This is a genomic window from Flavobacterium sp. CYK-55, assembly GCF_018413465.1.
GTDB lineage: Bacteria > Bacteroidota > Bacteroidia > Flavobacteriales > Flavobacteriaceae > Flavobacterium.
Genome location: NZ_JAHCDK010000011.1, coordinates 96,248 through 108,428, shown reverse-complemented (window position 1 = coordinate 108,428; position 12,181 = coordinate 96,248). Strand labels below are relative to the sequence as shown.

Genomic DNA, 12,181 nt, shown 5'->3' with positions numbered 1-12,181 from the left:
AACACAACCAACGTGCGCAGTAGCAACAGGTTCAGTAGAATTGACCGGTTTACCAACAGGAACTTGGACCATTAATCCGGGGAACATCTCTGGAACTGGAACATCTACAACCGTGTCTGGTTTGGCTACTGGTTCTTATAACTTTACCGTAACCAACAGCGAAGGTTGTACTTCATCAGCTTCTGCTGAAGTAGTAATCAACGCTCAACCACAAACGCCATCGGCTCCAGTTGCCGGTACTGTAACACAACCAACGTGCGCAGTAGCAACAGGTTCAGTAGAATTGACCGGTTTACCAACAGGAACTTGGACCATTAATCCGGGGAACATCTCTGGAACTGGAACATCTACAACCGTGTCTGGTTTGGCTGCTGGTTCTTATAACTTTACCGTAACCAACAGCGAAGGTTGTACTTCATCAGCTTCTGCTGAAGTAGTAATCAACGCTCAACCACAAACACCATCTGAACCTATTTCTGGTGGTAATCAAACAGGGTGTTTCTCAAACCCGATAACGGCTTTAACTGCAACTGCAACCACAGGAGCAGGAAACACAATCGTTTGGTTTAATGCACCTGTTGATGGATTTACAGTTGATAACCCAACATTGAATACCGTTGGAACCATTACATACTATGCTGCGTCATTCAATGGAACTTGCTACTCAGCAACCAGAACGGCGGTTACTTTGACTATTAACCCTGCTCCTACAGCTCCATCATTGAGTAACATTGTTGCTGAATGTAGTGCTACTGCACCTGCTCCGACTATGAATGATAATTGTGGTAATACTTTAATCGGTATAACAACTGATCCGACTATTTACAATACGATTGGTAATTATGTAATTCACTGGACATTTAACAATGCTAATGGACAGTTTGTAGTTTCAGCTAACCAAAATGTAGTGGTTCAAGATACACAAGCTCCGATTGCTCCAGTATTGCCAAACATTACTGCTCAATGTACCGTTACAGTGACACCACCAACAGGCCAAGATACTTGTGCCGGTCAAGTAACAGCAACAACAAGTGATCCGTTGACATATCAAGGTGAAGGAACCTATACAATTCACTGGGTATTTAGTGATGGTATCAACAGCACAACAGCAATTCAACAAGTTATTATTGACGATACTGTTGATCCGCTTATTCCAACATTGGCAACCCTTACCGGAACTTGTTTGGTAAATGTTCCAGCACCAACAACAACTGATACATGTAATCAAAATACCATTACAGGTACAACTTTAGATCCGGTAAGCTACAATGTTGCCGGTACCTATACAGTTAACTGGTCATTTAATGATGGAAACGGAAACATTGCAACTACCACGCAAACGGTTATTGTAAATCCGGGAACAGCGCCAGATAATATTACCGCTTATGCAGAATGTAATAATGATAATTCACCAGAGAGATTGATCAATTTAGATACTTTATTACCTACTGGTGTTCCAAGCGGTGGTACATGGACTGATGTTGATTTTAGCAACGGTGTTACGGGTAATATTTTTAATCCTTATGATGTACCGGTAGGAAACTACCTCATTACGTATGCAGTTGCAGAGGGTGATTGCAGCCGATTGGTAAATTTAGTGATAACTGTAGATGATGAATGCGAAGTTGACCCTGAGTGTTCAGAGCCGGTAGTTTACAATGCGGTTTCTCCGAACAATGATGGAGTAAACGAGTACTTAAATATTGATAACTTAGACCAATTCACTTGTTTCCCAACCAATTCGGTAGAAATATATAACCGATGGGGTGTACTAGTGTATGAAACTAGTCAATATGACAATGCAGCTCGTTCATTTAAAGGAACTTCTGAAGGTCGTGTAACTGTTGATAAATCAGCACAATTACCAACCGGAACTTATTTCTATATTCTAAATTATACGGATAAAAATGGTAGTAACCATCACAAAGAAGGTTATTTATACCTAACCAGATAAACCAAACTCAAATCTAACGCCTGAGGGTTGCAAAACCCTCAGGATTAAAACAGAAAACTAATGAAAACAAGAATATTAACTTTCGTTTTGATGTTTACGGCCGCGGCGGGGTTTGCGCAACAGGATGCTCAATTCACGCAGTATATGTACAACACGATTAATATCAATCCGGCTTATGCGGGATCGAGGGGAGCTTTGAGTATCTTTGGCTTACACCGAACACAATGGGTTGGTTTAGATGGTGCTCCGGTAACCAATACGCTTTCGATGAATACGCCAATCAATGGTAGCAAACTAGGTTTAGGGTTATCATTTGTCAATGACAGAATTGGCCCAACGACTGAAAATGCTATATCGGTTGATGTATCGTATACAGTTCCAACTTCAGAAACTTTTAATTTATCATTTGGTCTTAAAGGTACGGGTAACTTCTATGGTTTAGATGCTTCTAAATTAGATTTAGATCCGACTGTACCTGATGATGCTGCCTTGATCAATTATAATAAATTTACGCCAAACATTGGTGCCGGTGTATATTGGCATTCAGACAAATCATACATAGGATTGTCAGTACCCAACTTTATACAGAACAAAAAACTCAACAACAGCAATGGTGATAATGTAGCTATTCTACAAGAACGAATCAACTACTATTTGATTGCTGGACATGTTTTTGACTTGAATCCAAACATTAAATTTAAACCGGCCATCTTGACCAAAATGGTTACTGGTTCGCCACTTCAAGTAGATGTTTCAGGTAATTTTATGTTCTATGACAAATTTGTTCTGGGTGCTGCTTACAGATGGGATGCCGCTATGAGTGCCTTGGCCGGATTTCAAATTACAGACGGTTTGTACCTCGGATACGGTTATGACTTAGAAACGACCAGACTCAGAAAATACAATTCAGGTTCTCACGAAGTATTCTTGAGATTTGAATTATTCAACAATTACAACAAAATTATTTCTCCTCGATTCTTCTAAAATTGAAACATCATGAAAAATAAAGCAATACTATTTATATCGTTTTTGAGTGCTCTTACCTTTAATGGTTTAGCCCAAAATGCCGGTATCAAAAAAGCTGATAAGCAGTATGCCAAATATGCATATATTGATGCAACTCAGACTTATGAGCGCGTAGCCAACAAAGGCTACAAATCGGCAGACATGTTTCAAAAATTAGGAAACGCCTACTACTTCAACGCAGATTTAACCAAAGCAGCCAAATGGTACGGAGAATTGTTCGCCATGAATACTGAGGTTGAGCCAGAATATTACTATCGTTATGCGCAATCGCTCAAAGGAATTGGCGATTACAAAAAAGCCGATGAAATGATGCGCCAATTCAACCAAAAAGCCGGCGAGGATTTGCGTGGTAAAATCTTCAAAGACAAACAATACTACATGGATGAAATCACAGCCAATTCAGGTAGATACAAAATTGAAGATGCCGGAATCAACTCAAAATATTCTGATTATGGAAGTGCATTCTCAGGCAATATGCTGGTTTTTGCATCATCACGTGATACCGGAAGTTTAGCACAGAAAAAACACAAATGGACCAATCAATATTTTACAGGCTTGTATTCGGCCGAACAATCAACTGATGGTGCTTTGGGATTGGCCGATAAATACGCCAAACAAATCAACTCTAAGTTTCACGAGTCAACACCTGTTTTCTCAAAAGATGGTAAAACCATGTATTTTACCCGAAACAACTTTAACAACGGAACCAAAGGTAAAGATGCCAACCGCGTTACTTTGTTGAAAATCTACAAAGCGACCCTCAAAGATGGCGTATGGCAAAATGTAACCGAGTTACCTTTCAACAGTGACAGTTACAGCGCTGCTCACCCGATGCTTAGCCCGGATGAAAAGACTTTGTACTTTGCCTCTGACATGCCGGGAACCAAAGGTCAATCTGACTTGTGGAAGGTGGCCATTACCGGCGAAGACAGCTACGGAACACCGGAAAACTTAGGATCTATAAATACTGAAGGAAAAGAAACTTTCCCACTGGTAACCGACGAAAATGAATTGTATTTTGCCTCAGACGGTCATCCGGGATTGGGCGGTTTAGATATCTTTATGTCGCGCATGAATGCGGACGGAAGCTTACAAGAACCGATTAATATTGGAGCGCCTGCCAACTCACCGCAAGATGATTTTGCTTATTTGATTGACACCAAAACCCGTAAAGGATTCTTATCATCTAACCGTGAAGGCGGTATGGGCTATGACGATATTTACAAGTTTGTTGAAACGCGTAAATTGGTTTGTGAACAAACTTTATCAGGAATTGTTACTGATTTAGAAACCGGCGAAATCTTGCCAAACACCAAAGTAACTTTGTTTGACGAAAAGTTCAATAAAATCAAAGAGGTGGTTTCAGACGATAAAGGTTTTTATGATTTCGGAACCGTTGAGTGCGGAAAAGTATATTATGTTCGCGCTGAAAAAGATCCGTACGAAACCAAAGAACAGCGTTTGACTATTTCTAAACAAACCGGAAAAACAGATTTACCGATTCAATTGGAGAAAAAAGTCAAACCGGTTACTGTAGGCGACGATTTGGCCAAAGCCTTTGGTATCAAAATCATCTACTTTGACTTAGATAAGTGGAACATCCGTCCGGACGCTGCTCTAGAGCTTGAAAAAATCTTAGATGTGATGAAGCAATATCCGAACATGAAAATTGATGTTCGTTCACATACTGACTCACGTCAGACACACAAATACAACGAAAAATTATCTGACCGTCGTGCCAAATCTACCATTGCTTGGTTGATTAAAAACGGAGTAGATGAAAGCAGATTAACCGGTAAAGGTTATGGTGAAACAAAATTGGTGAACCGTTGTGCCGATGGTGTACAATGTTCAGAAGATGAGCACCAAGCCAACCGTAGAAGTGAATTTATTATTACAGCTTTATAATTCCAAATTTAAATTTTGTTGGTAAGGGATGTTGTTTTGGCAGCATCCCTTTTTTTATTCAATTAAAGCTGTTTTGACAAAAGTGATTTTCTGAAATAGATAAATAGAACTAAAAAATAAATGAGGTAATCTGCGGCATAAGCCATCACTACTCCTTTAGCTCCGTATATTGGCATCCATAAATAAGAAAGCAAAGTCAATAAAATAAGTGATAGTATTTCGGTAAGGATATAAACTTTAATTAACCGTTTGGCCAAAAGTTGATAACCCAAAATAAGCGAAGCTGCTTTGAGCAAATCGCCCAACAATTGCCATAAAAACAAATCTGAAACCAACGAAAAATCTTTTGTAAAACAAACCGCGATGATTTCTTGACGCAACAAATAAATGACAAATAATCCCAGGCAAAAAAACGGTAGAATTCCTTTGTAATAACTCATAAAAATATTTCGTGTGGCCACAACTGAGTTAGCCGCAGAAAGCTTTGGATAAAAATATACTGTGAGTACCGTTGAGATGAACAACAAATAAAAACCTGAAATTCTGCTCATAGCTTCCCAATAACCGGCTTGTTCAATACCGCTGAGTTCAATTAAATTTTGGCGAATCATTAAGTAAGTCCAAGAACCACCAACCGCTGAAACCAAAGTCATCAGGGCATATGAAGACATTTTTTGAATAACGGCAATATCAAAACAACTTGGATTTAAATAACTTTTAAAATCAATAATTCGGTTGAGTTGATACCAAGAAAACAAAAACAAAATTGCCGGTGGAATAACCAATGATATCAAAGCACCAAAAGTTTTAAACGCAGCAACCGCCCAAAATGTAAAAACCAAAACCAAGATGTTCCCGACAATATTGATCCAAATCACTTTTTGATATTGCCCCAAACCATTGATAAAGTAGGTCAAAACCATTCCGCCAATATAAAACGGAAGGCTTAATCCTAATATCAAAAATAGGTTATCAAAATGTTGCTGACCAAAAATTGCCTGGTTTATATACGAAGCCATAACCATTAATCCTATACCTAAAAGCAACGAAAAAGCCAACATTAAAGTAAAAACGGTAGCCATCATTTTCTTGACATTTTCAGGCTTGTCTTTACTTGCGGCAACTTGTTGAATAACGCCATTCTGAATTCCGAGTGTAGCAATTCCTTCTAACGAAGTGAGAAAGTTGCGCAGATTACCGGTCAACGCCAAGCCTGAGGGGCCCACCATTAATGCCAATATTTTAGAACTGGCCAATCCGGTAAAAATCTTAACCAAAACACTCAAACTGTTGAGTGAGGTTACTTTGAACAAAGGTGTTCTTCGGATTGACTTGAAAAAACGCAAAACGAAAGTATTAAAGTTGTTTACAAAACTAGCATTATTTTGAATAAATGACTCGAAAGTAAATTTTACCCTTCTTATTATAAGGTATTTTTAATAATTTTAAAAACTCAAAAAAGCTAAGTGAAAGATAAACTCATACTTACAGTATATATTGTCTACTTGTGGTCAATTAAACTTGCAGGTCAAAATATTGCACTCTATGAGCAATTTCAGGGCAGATATAATTTTACCTTCATAGGCAATACGCTTAACCCGCAGGAAAATACTTTTATGAGTAGCGCCAGCATTCTCACTACATCATCAGCGCAATTAAATTTATCGGCAAACGACCAAATTGAAAAAGCTTATTTGTATTGGGCGGGTTGCGGGCCTGGCGATTTTGAAGTAAAACTCAATGGTGTTTCCTATACATCGCAAAGAAATTTTGCTTTGCAACGCATCTCATTTTTCGGAAACCCGCTTGATTACTTCAGCGCTTTTGCCGATGTGACCACACAAATACAAACTACAGGCAATGGCACTTATACCCTATCTGATTTAGATTTGAACCCGTGGATTAATTATTTTTTTACCGAAGGAAGAACCAATTTTGGCGGTTGGGCCATCATCATCGTATACAAAAACAACAATCTACCGCTCAATCAAATTAACATTTATGACGGTTTTCGGTCTATTCCGAATTCAGTTGACATTACCCTGAATAACCTTGATGTAACCGATACCAACAATGCACAAATTGGCTTTTTGGCTTGGGAAGGCGATAGAGGCATTCAAGTAAACGAATCGCTGTTTATCAACAATAATCTTATTGCTTCGCCCCCACTCAACCCGTCAACCAATGCTTTTAACGGAACCAGCACAGTTACCAATTCAGCTTCGATGTATAATATGGATTTAGATATATACAGTTTACAAGGTAATATTGGTATAGGCGATACTACTTTACCTATTCGAATGACCTCAGACCAAGACGTGGTTTTGATCAATGCTGTAGTTACCCAACTCAACCAACGTTTACCCGATGCCACTGTTCAGGTTGACCTGATTGAAAGTCTGTGCAATTTTAGAGACGTAAAAGTTGACTACACCGTTTACAACACCCTTGGAACCTTGGCTTTGCCGGCACAAACTCCGGTAGCTATTTATCTGAACAACAACTATTTTCAGACGCTGTATACTCAAAATGCAATAGCACCCGGCGGTAGTGAATCGGGTATCTTGAATTTTATTCTTCCGCAAAACTTATCTAGTCCGTTTGATCTTAAAATGGTAGTGGATGAAAATAGCTCAGGCCAAGGAATTGTCACAGAACTTAACGAAAACAACAACACTTTTACAACGACCGGCTACATTGATATTTCACCCGAACTTATACCTCCGCCCCACTTGTTGGTTTGCAACGAAGGCGATTTTAAAGGAACTTTTGATTTTTCAAACTATCCTGATTTGGTCAAACAAAATGCTACCGATGATGTTCGGTTTTATGAAAGTGAATCAGATTTACTGAGCAACACCAACGAAATAACAAACACAAATAACTACACCGCACTATCAACACCAAAAACCATTTATGTAAAAGTAGGTCATGAAAATTGTTATCAAAAAACCAGCTTTGAATTACAAACACGCAAATGCCCTCCGGTGATTTACAATTTTGTTTCGGCCAATCATGACGGAGCCAATGATACTTTTCATATTGCCCATTTGTATCATATTTTTTACAATTTTAGATTATACATCTACAATCGTTGGGGAAAACTAGTCTGGATTGGCAACAACAGCACAGGTGAATGGGACGGATATGCCAATAAAGGTTTGGTGGTTTCAAACGATGAAATTGCAAGCGGGACTTATTTTTATGTTTTAGAACTCAATGATCCCGAGTATCCTGAGCCTATGACCGGCTATTTGTATTTAATTCAACCTTAGGGATTTTTTGCTGTAAAATGTTTACAAAATGATCCTTTTTGCACCTCAATATCAATTGATCTTGCAAAAGTTATCAAGATTTGAATTACTTTAGCGACGCAAAAAATTGAAAAATGAAAAAACTATTTACCCCAATAGTAATGTTAGGTGTATGTTTATCGGTGTTTTCGCAAAACACTGAAGACATCAAAAAAATACAAGCTGCCAGCAATATGGCACAACTAACCTTATTGGCCCGTCAAAAAGATTCCTTGGCCAAAGCGCAAAAAACAGAAGCTTGGAAATTGGCGCAAACCAAAGGATGGCCCACTACTGTAAAAGGCAAAAACGGCAGTTTCAAAGAACTCATCCGAATAGATCAAGACGGAAACCCGGTGTACTTCAGTACCGACAATGCAGGAGCAGCAATGACTACCAGAGCCAATCGATTAAACACCGGAGGAAGTCTGGGTTTGAATCTTGACGGACAAGGAATGACCATTGGTGTTTGGGATGGCGGTAAAGTTCGCGACACCCATGTTTTGCTCAACGGACGAACCACACAATTTGATAATGCCACCGAACTATCACTACATGCTACCCATGTTTCAGGCACAATGATAGGCGGAAACGGCAGCGCCAATGCCAAAGGAATGGCCTCACAAGCACAACTCAAAGCTTATGACTGGAATTCTGACGAATCAGAGGTGATAACTGCTGCTGCCAATGGTTTATTGATTTCAAATCATTCCTATGGTGCTGATCCGGATTCGGTTCCGATTTCAATGTGGGGAAGATATAATGGTGAAGCTCAATCATTTGATGAAATCATGTTTAATGCACCTTATTATCAGTTTGTCAATTCAGCAGGAAATTCAAGAAACTCCGGATATAACCCAGACAAAGAAGGTTATGATTTGCTCTCCGGAAAAAGTAACTCCAAAAACGGAATTATTGTAGCGGCTGTTAATCAAGTAACCAATTACACCAGCGCTTCAAGTGTGACCATGTCTGGTTTTAGTAGTTGGGGGCCTTCAGACGATGGCAGAATCAAGCCCGACATTTGTGGTAAAGGCGTTAACGTACGTTCAAGCACTTCAAATTCAGACACTTCATACCAACAATTAAGCGGTACATCAATGTCATCGCCCAACGTTGCAGGAACATTACTTTTATTGCAACAGCACTACAAAAATGTCAAAGGATTTTTTATGCGCGCCGCTACCTTGCGCGGATTGGCTCTACATACAGCAGATGAAGCTGGCAGTGACCCTGGGCCTGATTATCGTTTTGGCTGGGGGTTGTTGAATGCAGAAAAAGCAGCTGTACTGATTTCAAAAGAAGGTGCTGAATCGTATATTCAAGAAAATGATTTAGCCCAAAATAAAACCTATTCATTTGATGTAAAACCATTCAATACAGCACAGCCTATTATGGCTTCAATTTGCTGGACTGACCCCGCAGGGGCAACAGTTTTTGGTGCCGTAGACAACCCAACTCCGGCATTGGTCAACGATCTGGATTTGCGTTTAACTCAAGGCAATCAAGAAAGTTTTCCGTGGAAACTCAATCCGGCCATAGTTGATGATCCGGCAATCAAAGGTGATAATACTGTTGATAATATTGAAAAAATTGAGCTTAGTAATCCAAACGGAACATACACTGTAACGGTTTCACACAAAGGAAATTTGACCAATGCTCATCAAAACTATTCATTGATTATCAGCAATGTAATACACAACCCGATGTTTTTGAGCACCAGCGAACCTGTATTAAAAAGATATTGTCAAGGCACCAATGAAGCGCAATTTAATTACCACTTAAAAATACCGGCCACATTTTCGGGCATTGCCCAAATGAGTATGACCGGATTACCAGCTGGTGCCAGTACAACTTTTTCATCTGATACAATGAATACCAGTGGTGAAGGTTCAGTGGTTATTTCAGGTTTAAATTCAGCAGCTGTAGGAACTTATGTGCTAATGCTCAAAGCAGACTCAGGGAACTATCACGGCGAGCTTACTTTGACCTTGGTGATTCAGAATGAATTAATAGCGGGTCCTACTTTGACCAGTCCGGCCAACAACACCAATCCGGCGAGCATTTCTCCTACTTTGATTTGGCAAAACGTTGGCTCAAACGCGGCGAGTTATACCATTGAATTGTCAAAAACAGCTGACTTCACCTCAGGTGTGACTGTTTATTCAAGCAATACCAACCAAATTGACTTAGACGGATTAGATGCCGGAAGCAATTATTACTGGCGTGTAAAATCAAACAATGTGTGTGGAACTTCAGAATACTCTACGGTTTATCAATTCACCACAGCTTGTAGCAACGATACGCAAATTACGGTTTCAAATATAACTGCCCACACTGCCGAAATTACTTGGAGCAACCCGAACGGTTCTTCTAGTTTTGAAATAGCTGTTGTGCCGAGCGGACAATCGCCCGTGGGTGCCTATCAAACAGTAAGCACTAATTCATTTATTGCCAATAATTTGACCTCATTTGCTAGTTATGATGTTTACATCAGAGCACAATGCAGCAACAATGTTTTTTCAGCCATAACATCCACCGGATTCAACACCAAAATTGATTATTGTTTTGACAATGTATTCTACGATACCGGTGGCCCGAGCGGCAACTATTCAAATCAAGAAAATGATATGGTAACAATTTACCCACTTAATGCCGGCGAAAAAGTAAGTGTTACTTTTACTTCTTTTGAATTAGAAGATCAACTTGATCGATTGACCATTTACAACGGTCCAAACAATACCTATCCGTACATCGTTGAACAATATGGTTTTACCGGTAACAACAATCCGGGAACCATTACCTCTACCGATGCATCAGGAGCTTTGACCTTTTTATTTTATTCTGACGGAGTCAATACTTATCCGGGCTGGTCAGCAAGCGTTAATTGTTCGGTTTTAGGCCAATCAAAATTTGATCGCTTACCGTTTTTGTATTATCCTAATCCGGCACAAAATCAAGTAAATATCAAGAGTAAAAATGTTATTGACGATATTTTGATGTACAATATGTTGGGGCAATTGATTCAAAAAATCAGTCCAAAAACAAACGAAACATCTGTTGATATTTCAGAATTGAGCAACGGACAGTATTTGATGAAAGTGGCCACTGGTCAATCATATAATACGGTGAAAATAACCAAACAGAATTAAATCAAAAAAGCCTTTGAAGATGTTTCATTCAGAGGCTTTTTTATTTTTATCTTTGAGGCTTGAAGCAAATTACATCCATACAAAATTCATTGATAAAATCTCTGGTTCAATTGCAGGAAAAATCCAAAACCCGCAAGCAAACCGGCACTTTTTTAATTGAAGGAAAACGCGAAATTGAACTAGCCATTCGTGGCGAATATAAGCTCAAAACCATTTTATACTGCCCGAGTTTTGTTGACTACAATACAATTCAACATCTTGCTCATCCAACCGAAATTATTGAAATCAATCAGGATGTTTATCAAAAGTTAGCTTATCGCGATACTACCGAAGGATTACTGGCCGTAGCTGCCAGCCGTTCACTTGATTTATCAGATTTAAGGTTGCCCAAAAACCCACTTGTTCTAGTGGCTGAATCACCAGAGAAACCCGGAAACATCGGAGCTATGTTGCGCACAGCCGATGCCGCCGGAATTGATGCCGTGATTATAGCCGACCCAAAAACTGATTTGTATAATCCGAATGTGGTTCGTTCAAGTGTAGGCGGGTTGTTTACCAATCAAATAGCCACCGGAACCTCTACAGAAGTGATTGATTATCTCAAGCAAAACAACATAGCCATATACTGTGCGACGTTGCAAGATTCAACTCCATATTTTTCGCCTGATTATCAAAAGCCAACCGCTTTGGTAGTCGGAACTGAAGCTACCGGATTAACACAAATTTGGCGTGACGTTTCAGATCAAAATATCATTATTCCGATGCAGGGTGCACTTGATTCAATGAATGTTTCAGTAGCCGCTGCCATCCTCCTTTTTGAAGCCAAAAGACAACGTAATTTTAAATAA

The 12,181-nt window shown here is 39.3% G+C and carries 7 protein-coding genes; 6 read left to right on the top strand and 1 reads right to left on the bottom strand.

Annotated elements, in window-relative coordinates:
- From KIH23_RS11715 to KIH23_RS11705, 3 genes are all read left to right on the top strand, one after another.
- The coding region (locus KIH23_RS11715) for a gliding motility-associated C-terminal domain-containing protein (RefSeq protein WP_213213677.1) at positions 1–1,954 on the top strand (1,954 nt) is incomplete at its 5' end.
- A gap of 60 nt (positions 1,955–2,014) precedes the next feature.
- Positions 2,015–2,938 carry a type IX secretion system membrane protein PorP/SprF gene (locus KIH23_RS11710; protein WP_213213676.1) on the top strand — a complete coding sequence of 308 codons (924 nt, stop codon included), beginning with the start codon at positions 2,015–2,017 and terminating at the stop codon, positions 2,936–2,938.
- Between the two features lie 12 nt (positions 2,939–2,950).
- Positions 2,951–4,888, top strand: coding sequence for an OmpA family protein (locus tag KIH23_RS11705; RefSeq protein ID WP_213213675.1), 1,938 nt, complete (start codon positions 2,951–2,953; stop codon positions 4,886–4,888).
- Between the two features lie 62 nt (positions 4,889–4,950).
- Here KIH23_RS11705 and KIH23_RS11700 read toward each other — a convergent pair whose 3' ends face one another.
- Positions 4,951–6,234, bottom strand: coding sequence for an O-antigen translocase (locus KIH23_RS11700; RefSeq protein ID WP_213213674.1), 1,284 nt, complete (start codon positions 6,232–6,234; stop codon positions 4,951–4,953).
- Between the two features lie 120 nt (positions 6,235–6,354).
- Between KIH23_RS11700 and KIH23_RS11695 the strand changes: the two genes are divergently transcribed.
- From KIH23_RS11695 to KIH23_RS11685, 3 genes are all read left to right on the top strand, one after another.
- On the top strand, positions 6,355–8,163 hold the full coding sequence (locus KIH23_RS11695; RefSeq protein WP_213213673.1) for a gliding motility-associated C-terminal domain-containing protein: 1,809 nt from the start codon (positions 6,355–6,357) through the stop codon (positions 8,161–8,163).
- Positions 8,164–8,276: 113 nt separating this feature from the next.
- Complete coding sequence (locus KIH23_RS11690; RefSeq protein ID WP_213213672.1) at positions 8,277–11,333, top strand: S8 family serine peptidase; 3,057 nt, start codon at positions 8,277–8,279, stop codon at positions 11,331–11,333.
- 59 nt (positions 11,334–11,392) lie between these two features.
- Positions 11,393–12,181 carry a TrmH family RNA methyltransferase gene (locus tag KIH23_RS11685; protein WP_213213671.1) on the top strand — a complete coding sequence of 263 codons (789 nt, stop codon included), beginning with the start codon at positions 11,393–11,395 and terminating at the stop codon, positions 12,179–12,181.